Origin of the sequence: Algoriphagus jejuensis, assembly GCF_039523455.1 — a bacterium.
Taxonomy (GTDB): domain Bacteria; phylum Bacteroidota; class Bacteroidia; order Cytophagales; family Cyclobacteriaceae; genus Algoriphagus; species Algoriphagus jejuensis.
The window spans coordinates 26,636-42,601 of sequence record NZ_BAAAFI010000040.1 but is presented as its reverse complement, the minus strand read 5'-3'; the positions used below and the strand labels follow the sequence as shown (position 1 = coordinate 42,601).

Below are 15,966 nucleotides of genomic sequence, written 5' to 3'. Positions count from 1 at the left end.
ATACAACTATTGACTTCAAATACATATCCTAAATTTCTGTCTTCCAGATTTTTATAATTTTCACCAAAACAGTTTAATCAAGCTGTTTGAAAGATTGTAAGCCTTTGCCTCTTGTACCAATCCACACTTCCCTACCCAACTTCTGAATCGCCGACACCTCCCCATCTAACTCAAATCCAGACTCCGACTGAGGGACGGTTTTCCAGCTTTTTTTCACCGAATCCAGCTCCAGCAAGAGTCCTCGGTTGGCATCGAGCCGCCCGACCTTCAACCTTGGATTATCCTGATTTCCTCCCAACAGCAAATACTTTTGACCTCGGTGTCCCGAAAGCGAAACTGCCGCATTGATCGGTGAAAACTGAACCTGAGCCGGAAGAGAAACGGTTTCGAACTTGCCGTTATTCAAGGTAAAGAGTTGGGTTTCCAAGATTTCGGCGGAGAGGATTTCCGCTTTTGAAAGTTCCTCTGCTGTTAAAATTTCGTTGATCGTTGCGGTGGAAAATCCTTCATGGGTCGGAAAAAGTGCCTTTTTTCGATATAGCTGCCCAGCAAGTTCGTCCCGTGAAAGGAATGGCGCTTCCTTTCCTTGAATAGGGAAAGTCATTAGTGGATCGACAGAACCGTTTGCATCAAAATCGGTAAAATAAATCCGAACCGGAATGTTCGATTCCGTCTTAAGGCGGGAATTCAAGCCCCAATTTCCAGCCAAAAGCTCGGGGCTTCCGTCGCCGTCCAAGTCTTCCAGCAAAAGACATCGCCACAGTCCCGATTTACCATCAGCAAAAAACTCCAGCGTCCGGTCTTCCAACTTTCCATTTTCAAAACTGATCACCCGAAGCCTATCAAACTCCGACGCGACGATCAACTCACCTTTTCCATCCCCGTCCAAGTCATAGGCCACAGCGGCTTTGACCCGTTTCAAGTCTACTAATACGGGATCTTCAAGGAGCTCAAACTTCTCTCCGCTTTTCTTCAAAAGGTAAGAGCCAGCTGACTCCGGCCATTTTCCAGGCGTGTAGCCGCTGCCGACAAAGACCTCATTTTCACCATCTCCGTCATGATCCCAAGCAACGGCCACATCAGTCGCAGTAAGTCTTCTCGGTAATTTGCCCGCTTCGGCTGGTTGGAAATTCCCCTTGCCGTTGTTTATGAGCAATTGATCCTGGAGCGCCGGATCCGAATCGGTGAGATTTCCGTAGCCACCTTTCCCCAGATAAATATCTAGATCGCCATCGCCGTCTGCGTCGAAGCATAGCAGCGCAGAAATAGTCAGCGTGCCCTCAATCAGCGGAAACGCTAGAAGCTCCTGTCTTTTGCCATCAATCAACCAAAAACGCCCCCTATACGTCGTGAAAATTATATCTGATTCTCCATCACCATTCACATCCCCTTTGGCCATCACCGGCCCGGGTTGACTCAGCCCATAGAGCAATTGGCTTTGGCGCTTAAAGTCATTGAATTCCATAACAGCAGGGCCAAATTTGTTTTGCGATGCAATCTCAAACCTCGACGCTGTTTCTCCATTGGCGGAAGTTTTCGGCGCGGCATCTTGAAAATTCAACTCCAGGCGCTGATTGATTTTCGGAGAAACTAAGGTTTGTTGCTCACCAGAAAGCCACTCGATTCTCATCGAGTCCACGGTGTCGCGTTCCAAACCGAAGTGCAAAACCTCGGTTACGTTTCCCTGAAAACCTTTGTAAATCTGCTGCTCCTGATATTGAACTTCTCCTTGGGAATACACCTTGATTTTGGCACCGATTCCAGAGGGATTTCCTTCAGCGCCGTTCAATTTCACCTGAAGAAAATGAGTATTTCCAGTCTCAGAACTCCCATTCCTATAGATTTGAGAGGGTTCGTTCAAGTTATTGAGAATAAGATCCAAGTCGCCGTCATTGTCTAGATCGGCGTACACCGCTCCGTTGCTGTTGCCTGGGATATCGAGTCCCCAAGCAGCAGAAGTGTTTTTAAACGAACTCCCGTTCTCATTTTTGAAGGCATAGTTTCCGACTTTGGTTGCTGGCATCGCGGCGATCAGATCCAAGACTTGCTGCTGCCCCGGCTTGGGATTTTGCAAAACCTCCTGTCGGTAGTTGATGAAATCCAGGTTGGTGAAGTCCTTCAGGAAACCGTTGGAAATAAACAGGTCTTGCCACCCGTCGTTGTCAAAATCCGCAAAAAGCGGTGCCCAACTCCAGTCCGTCGCTGCAATCCCTACGGCCTGCCCGATCTCCGAAAACGTGCCGTTGCCGTTATTGACCTGAAGCATATTCCGCATCAGCTGATGGTGCAGACCCACTTCGAGAAAAAGCTCGTAGTGCTCGTAATTCTCCGGACTGTGCAGAAGTTTTTGTCGCTTGCCATCCTCCGGCAGCATGTCCAGCGAGATCAGATCCAGATGGCCGTCGCGATTGATATCCGCCGCATCGACTCCCATGGAATAGAGACTCGTGTGTCCAAATGACGATTGAAGCTGATCGACAAAAGTCCCGTCCCCCTGATTGACGTAGAAATAGTCCGGAGCAGAATAGTCGTTGCCGATGTAGATATCCGGCCATCCGTCGCCATTGAAGTCCGCAATGCTCGCGCCCAGCCCATAGCTCAGCGTGCCGGTTGCAATGCCGATCTCGGCAGATACGTCTCTGAATTTGTCCTCTTCATTTCGATAGATCTTGCTGGAGCTCATCGTGTCGGAAGTCGCAAGCATCCTCTTGAATGCATTTGCATTCAGGTTATTGAAGAGCGCCGGATTGTGATTGAGCAAGAGCATGTCCAGATCTCCGTCTTTGTCCAAGTCTGAGAAGTAGGCCGAGGTGGAAAAAGCCGGATCATCAAGCCCGAAATCTTTCGCCATCTCCTTGAAAAAAGGAATGCCTTTAGCGTCTAACCCTTGGTTTACAAAAAGTTGGTTTCTCCGCATATCCCCCGGCAAATCGCCAGAATAGCAGAGGTAAATGTCTTTGAGTCCGTCAGCATTGATGTCGACGATGACCGCGCCTGTGGACCAGGCTTGTTCTCTCCCGCCCGTGCCGGTGGCCAGCGTGATGTCGCGGAATTTCAGATTTCCTTGATTGAGGAAAAGTTTGTTTTGGCCTTGGTTGGCGGTGAAATACAAGTCTTCAAGCCCGTCGTTGTTCAGGTCGCCCACGGCCACGCCGCCTCCATTATAGAAATACTGGTAGGTCAGAATATTGGCCTGGGCGGTTTCTTGGATTTGGTTGGTAAAATGCAGGCCGGAAGAATTGGCTTCAACAGCCTGGAAAAGATATGCCACCTTGTTTTCTTTCTTTTTGCATCCCGAAAAAAAACAAACAGCCAACAGCAGAACTGTCAAGCGTGAAAGAAAAGGCAGGTGAAAGCAAACCAAGGCTGGATGTGTATTTTAGGTGGGTCGTTGTATTAGAAAAATCTCCGAGGCAAAACCCTCTGCCTCGGAGACTGAATATGTAAAACCGTCTATGAAATTATTGAACCGCTCTGACGATGCGGACATTGTCTATGCCGACCACAGCTTTGATGTCATTGCTGGTCGTGTTGATGACTACCAAGCGTAATTGCTTTGTGCCACTTTTGTCTCCAGCCAGCAATTCTCCGTAGGTGTTCAATCGAGTCGAGCCATTGGTCAATCTATTTAGCGCAGACGAAAGCGTGTACCAACTACCATCAGTCGCTTTGATAAAGTCACTCAATGGAATATTATAAGACAGGTCTCCATTTTTGGAAGGAAACCAGATTTGCAGCTCCAGTCCCGTAATATTTTCGGTCGTATTGATGGCGATGTCAAACCGTACGTCGAAGTTGGCCGACGGCGCACTTGAATTATATTCGTCAGCCGGAACGGTTGGGAAGATTTGCTCTCCTCCCCAGTTAGTGAGGTTGATTACCTTGTCGTTGTTCCAGCCGTAGTTGGCCGGAAAAGCCTGATTCATCCCACCAAAATCACCGTCAAGGCTTTCGATGCCTGGCTGACTGGATTGGATCATGTCACCTGACATTCCCCACCCCCAGTCCCAAGGCCACTTGAGTGCTCCATCGGTATCAAAGTCTGCGACCATCCCTTTCCCATTGTAGATTTGGGTATTTCGGTTGGTGGCAGAGCCCCCACTTTTGGTCACGACTCTGATAGATTGAAATTCACTGAAGTCCAAGCCATCCGGCACAGTCACCGAAAGAGAGGTACCTGAGGAATTCGTTTCAAAACCAGAAGTGACAAACACGTCCTCTCCGGGAAAATAAACCGTATCCACGAAGTAGAAATAGCGACCGAAAAGAGTCATTTTATCTCCTGCTTTTAGGTATTGATTTTTAACCTGAAGGATCTGTGGAGCTGGAGGGAGCGTCTGAAATTCAATGATAGACTCACCGCTTTTGGTCACCAATCTCAATTTGTTTGACACGTTAGGGTCGGTGGCGACAGTTGGCACGCTGTCTCCTATCGTCACGATGACGTTGGTGTTGGTCACATAGGCAGTGTTCACACCGAGTGGGTAGTCATTCAGGTATACTTCCTGTGTTCCCAGGAAGTTGGTACCCAAGATGGCTATTGTACTTCCCAAGGTCGCTGAAGTAAATGCGCTATCCGCTGTGGTCGGGTCAGTTGTCCTCACCCGCTCGATTGTCGGCGGGCCCACACTGATTTCATCCTCTTCTTGGCAAGCGCCAAGGAAAACCGTCGCCATCAGCATCCCTGCTACCAGCATCGAAGGAGAAGATTGAGTTATATTTTTGATAATGTTCATTTGATTTTCGAAGGTTTAAAATCCTAAAGATCAGTTTCCTGCCGTGAAATCATACGGCACTGGAGGCTTTCGCAAATTGGGCGCCCGAGACAATTCTGAAGATGGAATCGGAATCTTAAAATTTGACTCCCCTACCGCAAAGAACCTTGGCGAGGTGTCAGAGTCTGGAATCTCAATTTCCCACAAGGTCGGATCAGGAATCTGGTCCGCGTAGATTCTGAAAGTGCCACGATCTTGGTTGGCTAAGATGCTGTAAGCCTTAGCTGGATCGTAGTATTGCAGTTTGGTAAACTCGTACCATGCCTGACCTTCCATCGCAAATTCCTTGATCCTTTCCTCGAAGATCGCCTGCCAAGTGACGTTGTCCAGCTCGTTGACTCCGGCACGCTTCCTAACAAGGTTGACATACTTTAAGGCTTCAGCAGGGTTTTTATCCAAAACTGCTTCTGCATAAGTCAAATAGACATCAGCCAATCGAAGGATATAAGTATTGATCTCAGTGCCTTGCTGCACCACTTTTCCCTCGTTGTCTTCGGGTCTGCCGACGACGTATTTTTTCACCCAAGCTCGGCCATTATATGGTCGGCTGCCGTCCAAGCTTCTAGCCGGAACTCTGAGCTGCTGCGCAGATCCTCCGGGAGGCACCTGCGTGATATAAGGATAATGGTCCCCAGGAAACATGAAGGAAGCTTTTCTTCTTTTGTCAAAAACCAAATCATCATACATGTCCAGCATCCACTTGGAAGCTCCGATGTCTCCACCCCATCCGTCACCAAAACCGGTGATTTCTGAGCCGAAAGCAAGGAAAGCTTGCACGGAGTTTTGTGCGCCCCACTGACCCGCCTGACCGGCGTTATACACCCACTGCAAAGCGGCCAAGGTCTCCACGTTGCCATTGTTTTTGGTTTTGAACAGGTCTTCATATTCCGGCAAAAGTGTCGCACCGCTGTTGTCAATGACACTTTTTGCAAAATAGGCAGCGGAATCGAGGTCGGATTGTTTTCTGGTACCGCCTACACCTGCCTTGGTCAGGTACATCTTGGCCAACATGCCTTGAGCACTCCATTTGGTCAGACGTCCGCTCAATACCGCAGTTTCGGGAAGATTCTCCGAAGCATATCTGAAGTCCTTGATAATGAACTGCCAGACTGATTCCTCGGTGTTTCGGGAAATAGTCGTATCCTGAAGCAAAGCCGTATTGTTGGTGATGATCGGCACTGGACCCCAGTTTTGTACCAAGTAGGAATACGCCAATCCACGCATAAATCTGCCTTCGGCAAGGCCGTGGTTTTTGATCCGATCCGTCACGTCCTCACCCACAAACTGCTGGATGTTGTTGATCAGCGAGTTGGACTGGGCGACTACGTTATAGAATGCACGCCAAGAGGCTCCATTTTCGGCTGTTTCACCGGTGGTGTTGAAACGGACGTTTTCGAGCTGGTAGGATCCTGAAGTCAGGATACCACCCCGTGCATCTCCGATGCCATGGCTGGCTTTGTCGTTGTAGGCAAACCATACCATATTGTATAGCGGTGCAGAAGCAGCCAAGATTTGGTCATCGGTCTTGTAGAAATTTGCGTCCACAATCGCATCAAGAGGCGGTCTATCCAGAAATTCTTCCGAACAACCTACCAATCCTCCCAGCAAGAGCGTAGCGCCTGCCATTATATTTAGGAATTTCATGTTAGTTTTCATCGTTTTCATTTTTCGGATTAGAAATCAATACCTAAGCTGAAGGTGTACATTCTGGTCAATGGATATCGGCCATAATCGACACCAATCAGCTGATTTGCCGCGGACACATTGTTACCTACATAGGCACCCACTTCGGGATCATAGCCTTTGTATTTGGTAAAAGTGAATGCATTCTGGATTCCTGCCGACAGTCTTGCTCCCTGGATTACCTTTTGTTTCCCCATCAGAGATGAAGGAAAAGCGTAGGCTAGCTGGATGTTTTTGATCCGGATATAGCTACCGTCTTCTACAAATCGGTCGGAGATTCTGGTACCGTTTCCATTGAGATCGGTCGCGGTGATTCTTGGAATGGTCGCCTCGGGATTGCTCAGATACGGATTTCCGCTGTCATCCATCTCAACACGGGCATAGCCGTAAGTCTCCAAGAGCATGTTTCTTCCCAAGTTCACGTTATTGGGATTCGTGTTGTTGAATCGGGTGTAGTTGTAGATGTCGTTTCCAAAGGAGCCGGTCAACAATACGTCCAGCGTGAAGTTTTTGTAGGAAAACTGCTGGGTAGTACCGAAAGTAAACTTCGGCCAGGGGTTGCCAATAAAAGTCTGATCGCGTTCATCAATCACGCCATCCTCGTTGATATCGACATATTTGATATCCCCCACGTAGATCCCGTTGGTCTCACTCACCGGAAGAGGAGCTCCTGCGTTATCTACCGGGCGGGCACTCGACTCGACTTCTTCGATGGATTGAAAAATTCCATCCGCTTTATATCCAAAGAATAACCAAGGAGCTTGTCCTGGGATAGCCCGCTGGGTAAAATTGTTCATGTACCAAGCCGTACGATCGATGAAGGCCGTCTCAGAGAAGAATTTGGTAATCTCTGTTTTGAACCCTGAGAAATTGAAATTGGAAGTCCATTTAAACGTGCTTGCACGGTTGTCGATATTGATCGTATTGATCGTGATGCCGTAGCCTCTGTTTTCAAGTGCGCCGATGTTGACCGTTGGAGTTCCGATGCTTCCCTCGCCCGAAGTTCCCATGTACCAGGGAAGTGGGTTTGGTAGCAGGAGGTTGTCCGTCTTTTTTATATAGTAGTCTGCCTCGACCTGCACTCTGTTGTTGAACATGTTCAAGTTGAATCCGAAATTGACTGTAGATGTCTCTTCCCATTTCAAAGCCGGGTTACCGAATCTGGAAACCAAGAACCCGCTGCCCCATGGCGTAGGTATACTTGGTGAGCTCAACGGCGCGTAGATAGCATTTGCACTTCCTTGGTTACCAGTCAAACCCGTCTCGAAACGAAGCTTCAACTCGTCCATCCAAGTGGCATTGCTGAGGAAGCTTTCTTCAGAAACTCTCCAAGCTGCTGACATGGATGGGAAATATCCCCAACGGTTGTCAGGCCCGAAATTTGCAGATCCATCTGCTCTAAAGGCTGCAAGAACAATGTATTTTTCGTTGAATGTATAGTTCGCTCTACCGAAGAAAGACTCCATTGCCCAGTGACCTGCGCCACCGCCATTGGTTGCTCCTTGAGCAGATCCAAGCCCCATTTCCTGAAGATCATTGGAAGGAAAATTTACTCTCCCTGCATTCAGATATTCGTATTCGTTAGCCTGTGCTTCGTGGCTGGCCATTACGTCCACAGCATGCTTACCCCATACTTTGCTGTAGTTCAACATTTGGCTCCAGTTCCAGCCAAAGCTGGAATCGGTGTTTTTGTTTAGGCTATTGACATCGTTTGTTACCGAACCGAGGGTGTAGGTTGGCGTGAAGAAATGTCCGTTGTTATAGTTGACGTTTCCGTTTAGCATCGTTCTGAATTTCAATCCTTCGACGATACCGATCTCGATGTTGAATCCACCCAGCGCACCTCTTCTGATATAGGATCGATCGAGCAGATTTGCCAAAGCAATTGGGTTGGCAGGTGTAAACTGCAAGCTGGAACCGTTGATTGGATCCGCGCCACCCCAAGAGCCATCCGGGTTAGTCACCGGAATATTTGGCGCCATTTGGATCGCGTTGTTGATGACGTCGGAACTACCCGTAGCCAACTGCTCATCAGTGTGAAACAACTGAAGGTTCATTCCGATCTTCAACCATTTCCTGGTTTGGTTGTCGATGTTGGTTCTGAGAGAATACCTGTCGAAAGACGAGCCGATAGCAACACCATCCTGGCTGAAGTACTCACCGGAAATGTAGAATTGAGTTGCCTCGTTACCTCCTGATAGGTTCAGGGTGTGCTTGTTTAGACCGGCTGTTTTGAACAGTGCGTCCTGCCAGTTAGTCCCATCACCCAGCAAACTTGGGTCAAGAAATGCCGCGGGAGGATCACCACCTGTGATCTCCCGAATCTCGTTGGTCATGGTCGCATATTGACTGAGCGTCATTACATCCAACTCATCAGGCTTGTCCTGCAAGCTGTAGAGGTAGTTGTAGCTGATCTTGGTCATGCCGGATTTGCCGCGCTTGGTGGTGATCATGATTACCCCATTGGTACCACGTGAACCGTAGATAGCCGTCGCTGATGGACCCTGAAGAACTTCCATGGATTCAATGTCACTTGGGTTTAGACCAGCCATGGGATTGGTACTTGACGTATTGCCGTAGGACACAGTCTGAGGCTGTATCTGCACTCCGTCAATCACATAAAGCGGTTGGTTGGTACCACTGATGGAGTTGATCCCGCGGATGTTGACTGAGATGCCTCCTCCTGGTGCACCGGTGTTTTGCGTGACATAGACACCCGCAGCACGGCCTTGAAGGGCTTGCTCCACGGTCGTATTTACCGTGCGCTCGATGTCTTCGGAGGTTACAGAAACCTGGGCACTGGACATGTCCCGTTTTTTCATGGTACCATAACCTACGACGACAACCTCATCGAGAGAGGACATATCCTCCTCCATAGTCACGTCGATGGTGGATTGGTTTCCTACCAAAATCTCCTGGGATTTGAAGCCGATAAAGCTAAAAACCAACACAGAGTTGGCATTAGGGGCGGAGATGGAATAGCGCCCATCTCCGTCGGTGGCGACACCGGTGGTGGTTCCTTTGACCAAAACCGTTACTCCGGGTAGGGAAAGGCCGTCACCCGAGGAAGTAACTGTGCCTCGCACGGTCACCTGGGCTTGAACCACCCCTACCAACAGCATAAGCCATAGTGGTAATAATTTTTTCATCATTAAGGGTTTAATTATTAGAAATTGAATAATAGGTATGTGAGGGAAAAGGCATTTTCCAGGGAGGAGAATTCATTGACAGTTGATTTGTTCACGGTGTATGAGTTTGGGGTAAAAAATCGCTGCGATATTCCCAAAGAAACCACCGAATATTCCATCACTTTCGAAGTACAAGGACTCCAGTTTACACTTGCAGAGCAAATAATTTGAAGCAATGGATCGAGGTTTTGGGCTTATTGTTTTGATCCGAATAAATGTAGTTTGAGGTATTTTAAAGGAGGGTACTCAAATGTTTTCAATACGGGTATCAAATGTTAACACCGTAAAATATCGATTGAAAATGCCCTAAACGGGGTTTTCGAGCTGTTTTGGAAAATCCTTTTTTGCTATTTTTTTGGACATTCTATCGCAAAGTTTCCTTTTTGTTAAATGACTTCAGTTTCGAAGCCAGTTTTTAACTCTGCATCAAGCCTAAAGACTTTACTTTTCCTTTAGGATTTTTCGCACAGCCTGACCCCAGGGTTTGAGCTGAGCCTCCGTCCAATTTCCCGTTGACGAAGCGCTGGGCATGAGCATGGAGCAGGTTTCATCTTTGTCCGCCACTGACCAGGCTGTCCAGCTTATTCTTTTACTTTCCATCCAAGTAAGCCAAGCGTTCCAAGATGCCTGATCGATCGGCCCGTCTCCAGTCGCTTCCATCCCTGCACATTCCGACACGAAGATCGCTAGGCCGGCGTTAAGCGCTGCGTCCGCTCTGGTTCGCAGGTAGTCCTTGTGCGTTGCCGCATAGAAGTGCAGCACGTACATGATGTTGATCTGGTTTCGGATTGGATTCTGGGCGACCAAGTGCAGGTCCTGACTCCAGGTGGGTGAGCCGACTAAGATGATATTGTCGGGATCGTGAGCTCGGATTTCGGTAATGAGTGCCTCGCTGTATGCTTTGACTTCCCCCCAAGTCTCATAGTCCGGCTCATTGAAAAGCTCGTAGATCACATGAGGATTTTTGCCGTAGGTCTTTGCCATTTCACCAAAAAACTCCAACGCCTCGTCCTGATACAAGTCGTGGCTGTGCCAGTCGATGATGACATAAAGGTCAGCGGCAATGGCCGCTTCAATCACTGCCTTCATCTTTTCTAGCGCAAAATCCGGGTTTTCCAGATAGGCGCCATCGGGATCGACTCCCATGGATGCACGGACTACATTTGCATTCCAATCTGACTTGAGCCATTTGACGGCAGCCTCGTTGTAAAATCTTGGCCACCAGTTGTGCCATCCAAAACTGACCCCCCGCAGCATCACCGGATTCCCGTCCTGATCACTGAGTTGGGTGCCTTTGACCTGGAGCGGTCCAAAATATTTTTGGGTGGAGATTTCTTCGGGAGGTTTGACGTCAGGAGTTTGTTGGGAAGGCTCAGACGCCTCAGTGCATGACGCCATCAGCGCCAGACAAAGGATCAAGAATCGTTTCATGGATTGGGTCGGTTAATTGAGGAGCAAGTTTAAGCCAATCAATTCGACCCGATGGGTACCGATTGTTTCGGATTGGGGGGGTGAAAGTTAACAATGGGAAGGTAAGGCGTCGTCGCATACAACAATGAAGGGAAGTTTCAGTGATCAGTCGCTGTATTCAGTCATCTAGACGTTAGGAGAGATCTTTTCAAACATACCGCTGCTCCACATAAAAAGATTTCTCCCTGCGGTCGAAATGACATGTCCGCAGAGATCACCGAGACTGGTCACTACCTACCGGCATCTGTTTGGCAGCATACTCCGATGGTAGGATCTCATATTCGGCCTTGAAGTGCTTGGCAAAATACTTGGCGTTGTTGTATCCGACTTGGTAAGCGATTTCGGACACATTCAGCTTGCTTTTACAAAGCAATTGTGCCGCACGCTGCATCCGGATCAAGCGGATGAATTCAATCGGGCTTTTTCCCGTGAGCGACTGAAGTTTCTTATAGAGGTGCACCCGGCTCATCCCTAACTCAGCACTCAAAAATTCAACCGACAATTGCGTATCGTCCAGGTGTCGCTCCACCAGTTCAACCGCCCTCTGGATCAGCAAGTCATCCATAGAGACCACGTCCACTTCGGTTGCGTTAACTTCTATCTTTTTGCGGTTTTGCTCCTGCAGGACGTTTCGTTCACGGAGGAGGTTTTTGATACTCAGATTTAATACTTCAAGATTGAAAGGCTTAGTGAGGTAAAGGTTACACCCACTATCCAGCCCTTTAAGAAGGTTCTCGTCAGACTTTTTTGCCGTCAGCAAGATTACCGGAATGTGGGAAGTCTTGATGTCACCCTTGATTTTCTGACAAAGTTCCTTCCCGTCCATCATTGGCATCATCCAATCCGAGATCACCAAATCCGGAATCTGCTCCTGTGCTATCTCCCATGCCTGCACCCCATTTGCAGCGGTCATTACATGGTAGGTTTCAGACAGGCAGTCCTTCAGATAGTTTCTGAATTCCCGATGATCTTCCACGATCAGGATGCTATCTTTTTGCGATTGGGACAAAGCTTCATCTGGCAGCCCATTTTCTTCCCATTCTTCCGACAAAATCAATCCAATCGGCATAGTCAATATAAACACCGAACCCTTACCCAGTTCACTTTGCAGGGTGATATTCCCCCCCATGACCCTCGCAAAATCCTGAGCAAGCGAAAGTCCAATTCCACTTCCCTGGTTCAACTGATGACCGTGACCTTCGGTAGTAAAGAAGCGATCGAAGACTTTCTTTTGATCTTCCTCAGAGATTCCCACTCCGGTATCCGACACGGATAGCGACATAATCCCCTTGTCTTCCTGCTCAATCTGCAACTCCAAGTTCACCGTGATCTTGCCGTCCTCCGGTGTAAATTTGAAGGTGTTGGACAGCAGGTTAAAAATAATTTTCTCGAGCTTATCAGAGTCAAAGATTGCCTGCTGAGAATCTAACCCACATTCGAAGCTTAACTCGATGTGTTGATTTTCTGAAAGCTCCTTGAAGTCGGCAATACTTTCTCTTACAAACTGCACAATGTCGCCCTCCGACGGGTGAAAAGCCAATGCACCTTTGTCGACATTTTTCACATCCAAAAGTTGATTGATTAGTTTCAGCAGCCGGCGGGCATTGCGCTGTATAATGCGGTATTGTCCCGTCAACATCGAATCCTGGGATCCGGCAATCAAGTGCTCCGTCGGAGTCAAAATCAAAGAAAGCGGAGTCCGGAACTCATGGCTAAGATTTGTAAAAAACTTGGTTTTCAACCGATCCAATTCTTGGACTCTCTTGGCCTCTCTAATCGCATTTTCCCGCTCAAATTTCTCCCTATGCCGTACCAGCAGTTGATTTCTAAAAAAGTAAACCAACGCCGCCAGAACAAGCAAATACAAGAAATAAGCGATCGGCGTCCTCCAAAACGGAGCCTGAATCACGATCGTCAATGGGTACTCTTCCGTACTCCATCCTTCCAACATGGTACCCGGCTGCACGATCAAGGTGTAGGTACCGGGATCCAGGTTGGTAAAGGTGACTTTGGCCAGGTCATCATTGAGATAGATCCATTCCCCGTTGAACCCGAGCAATTTATAGCGGTATTTATTCTTTTCCGGATAAAGAAAATTAAGCGCACTAAACCCAATGCTGAACATGTTTTCGTCATGGTTCAGGATCAACTTTTCGGTGTGTTCCAGGGATTTGGTGAGCAGCACTCGATTTCCAATCTCTTGTCCGACCTCGACCATTTCATTGAACAGTTGGAAATAAGTAAAGACCACAGGAGGATTGTTTTGCTCAAAAGCGAAGTTTTCCGACTTGAAAATATTGTAGCCATTTGGCCCGCCAAAGATGAACTCCCCAGACTTGGTTTTGAGCGCCGAGTTTTTATTGAAAAGAGAGGCCTGCAAGCCATCTTTTTGGTCAAAGTTTTGGAAAACAATCTGGAAGGGTCTCGAGCGACGGTTCACCTGCGCATAGGCCAGCCCCTTTTGGGTGCTGATCCAAAGATTGCTCCGGTCGTCCTCCAACACGTCGACTAGATAATCTGACGGAAGTCCTTGCTCGAGTCCATAAAAGACAAAGACGCTGTCCCGATTGTCAAAATAGTGCAGGCCTTTTTGTGTCGCGGCCCAGATGACTCCTTCCGAATCGGTGAAAAGCTCCGTAAAACTCGACTCCTTCAGTCCATTGTCTTGGGTGTCTGAATAGAAAGAGGTCGTGTTTTTATCGTAATTGATGACGTTCAGCCCACTGCCTCCCCCGATCCAGATATTCCCGGCCTTGTCTTCAGTGAAGCCGGTGATGTATTGATTGTTTGTCCTGAATGGTGCACTGCCCGCAGGATAATTATGAAAGGTTTTGCGATCCGGATCCAACATCGACATGCCCGATCTCAGTGTACCGATCCAGATCCTATTTTTGCTGTCTTCAAAAAGCTTCCAAATATTCGGCCCCGGAATCCCATTCGTCGCACCTTGTTGGTAAGGATAATTGGTGAATGTGCGACCGTCAAATTTCCCCAGTCCATTGAGGTAGGTTCCTACCCACAAAATTCCCTCGTGATCCAGCATCAAGTCCACGATGACATCGCCAGTCAGACTTTTTGGATTGTCCGGATCGTGTCTGTATTGTTTATACTGATTTGTCTTGCGGTCATGGTAGATCAGGCCTCCCCCATTCGTGCCAATGTATAGGTTCCCTAAACTGTCCTCAGCAAAGGCATTGACATCGTTGAATGGCAGGGAATTAGGATCGGAGAAAATTTTTCTAACGTGAGAAAACCGAAGCAAACCTTGATGGTAGTAGGAGACTCCTTTTTTATGGGTACCAATCCAGACAATATCCTCCGGATCCTTGTATAAGGCATACACCACGTTATGCGGCATTGCCAATTCAGGATTGCTTTTGTCATAAAAAAATCCTACCGTTTCCGACTCCTTATCGATCACGTTGATGCCACCATGATCCGTGCCGAGCCAGATTTGACCCTTTTTAGCTTCAACCACCGCCTTAACCATGTTGTTGTTCAGACGCAGTTCGCCATCGCCCTCCCGACACACCCGAATCTCATGACTGAGCCCATCGATCCAAAACACCCCTAAATCCTGCTCGGGATTGTAAATCCAGGCGTCCCCCTCCGAGTCTATAAACAGGTCATAGTTTGCCAAGGCGGGGATCTTTGATTTGGGAAGTTTCAGGGTTTTTGTAACAATGAGTCGATTGGGATCGATAAGTTCTACCGTTCCGGCCTGATCAACTGCCCAAATCATCCCATCAGGGGACTCCGCGACGGCAGCCATTTGCCCGGTTGCCAAATTGCCATTGATGGTGCCCGCTTTTAGGTAGCTGGTGGTTTGGTACTTTGGGTCAAAGATGCTGATTCCTTGCTGCGTGTGAGTAAACCAAAATCGACCTTGGCGGTCCTTCATCACTATTCCGATCGAATCGGAAGCCAGGTGATACTCACGCGTGAACTTCGCTGTTCCTCGAGTAAATTTTCCACTTTTTGGGTCGTAGACGTCATAGCTGCCGTTGACGTTCTTCACCCACAGTTTATCATCTGGACCGATGCCGAGTTTATAGATCGAATTATGTGAAATCGAAGTGGAGTCATTGGTATTGAAAAAAGCCTTGACCCGAGTACCATCGTAGCGATATAGCCCAAAGGCAGTTCCGTACCACATCATCCCACTATTGTCACGAAGGATTGAGAGGACATTGGAATTAGAAAGACCCAAATCCTCGTCAAGATTGCGGAAAACCAGCTCCTCCAGCTGAGACTGCGCGCTCAGCTGCTGAAGTGACATGATCCACACCAAACAAGTTCCTAGAAAATACCGTCCTACTCTCCCCATATTATTTTGAATCAGCGGCAAATCCCTGTTTTGTTGACAAAGGATTAACTTAGCTCGACGACCAATGGCACATTTCCAAAAGAAACAAAAAATTCAGCCAATGAAAACACGACGGGAATATCGATGGTTTTTTTTGAATCAACAGGTTCCTTTAGCCCTATGCTTTCCTCACAAACTCAGACTTCAGCGCCATCGAGCCAAATCCATCAATCTTGCAATCGATGTTGTGATCGCCTTCGACTAGGCGGATGCTCTTCACCTTGGTGCCTGCCTTGATGGGTTTCGGCGCTCCTTTCACCGGAAGGTCTTTCACGATCACGACTGCGTCGCCGTCAGAGAGCAGGTTTCCGTTGGCATCTTTCACCACCAAACCTACCTCTACTTCAATTTCCTCCGGAACCCACTCGTGGCTACATTCTGGACAGACCAGCAGATTGTCCATTGGATAGGTGAACTCTGACTTACACTTCGGGCAAGAGGGTAAATTTTCCATTCGGCAAAAATACGCTATTCTAGTACCGAA

General features: G+C 48.1%; 8 protein-coding genes. 1 reads left to right on the top strand and 7 read right to left on the bottom strand.

Annotation, left to right across the window (positions count from 1 at the left end; all coding sequences use genetic code 11):
* Positions 1-73 precede the first annotated feature (73 nt).
* From ABD031_RS15980 to ABD031_RS15965, 4 genes are all read right to left on the bottom strand, one after another.
* Positions 74-3,271: a VCBS repeat-containing protein gene (locus ABD031_RS15980; RefSeq protein WP_343853249.1), complete on the bottom strand. Its 3,198-nt coding sequence runs from the start codon at positions 3,269-3,271 to the stop codon at positions 74-76.
* Positions 3,272-3,461: 190 nt separating this feature from the next.
* Complete coding sequence (locus tag ABD031_RS15975) at positions 3,462-4,736, bottom strand: glycan-binding surface protein (RefSeq protein ID WP_343853247.1); 1,275 nt, start codon at positions 4,734-4,736, stop codon at positions 3,462-3,464.
* Between the two features lie 30 nt (positions 4,737-4,766).
* Positions 4,767-6,419, bottom strand: coding sequence for a RagB/SusD family nutrient uptake outer membrane protein (locus ABD031_RS15970; RefSeq protein WP_343853245.1), 1,653 nt, complete (start codon positions 6,417-6,419; stop codon positions 4,767-4,769).
* A 29-nt stretch (positions 6,420-6,448) separates the two neighbouring features.
* Complete coding sequence (locus tag ABD031_RS15965; protein WP_343853243.1) at positions 6,449-9,607, bottom strand: SusC/RagA family TonB-linked outer membrane protein; 3,159 nt, start codon at positions 9,605-9,607, stop codon at positions 6,449-6,451.
* Positions 9,608-9,631: 24 nt separating this feature from the next.
* On the opposite strand from ABD031_RS15965, the gene ABD031_RS15960 reads away from it, so the two are divergent.
* Positions 9,632-9,817: a hypothetical protein gene (locus ABD031_RS15960; RefSeq protein ID WP_343853241.1), complete on the top strand. Its 186-nt coding sequence runs from the start codon at positions 9,632-9,634 to the stop codon at positions 9,815-9,817.
* Positions 9,818-10,087: 270 nt separating this feature from the next.
* On the opposite strand, the gene ABD031_RS15955 is transcribed toward ABD031_RS15960, so the two are convergent.
* From ABD031_RS15955 to ABD031_RS15945, 3 genes are all read right to left on the bottom strand, one after another.
* Positions 10,088-11,077 (bottom strand): glycoside hydrolase family 5 protein, encoded by a 990-nt coding sequence (locus ABD031_RS15955; RefSeq protein ID WP_343853239.1) that lies wholly within the window; start codon positions 11,075-11,077, stop codon positions 10,088-10,090.
* A 253-nt stretch (positions 11,078-11,330) separates the two neighbouring features.
* Positions 11,331-15,464 carry a hybrid sensor histidine kinase/response regulator transcription factor gene (locus ABD031_RS15950; protein WP_343853237.1) on the bottom strand — a complete coding sequence of 1,378 codons (4,134 nt, stop codon included), beginning with the start codon at positions 15,462-15,464 and terminating at the stop codon, positions 11,331-11,333.
* A gap of 136 nt (positions 15,465-15,600) precedes the next feature.
* Positions 15,601-15,936 (bottom strand): zinc ribbon domain-containing protein YjdM, encoded by a 336-nt coding sequence (locus ABD031_RS15945; RefSeq protein WP_343853235.1) that lies wholly within the window; start codon positions 15,934-15,936, stop codon positions 15,601-15,603.
* Positions 15,937-15,966 lie beyond the last annotated feature (30 nt).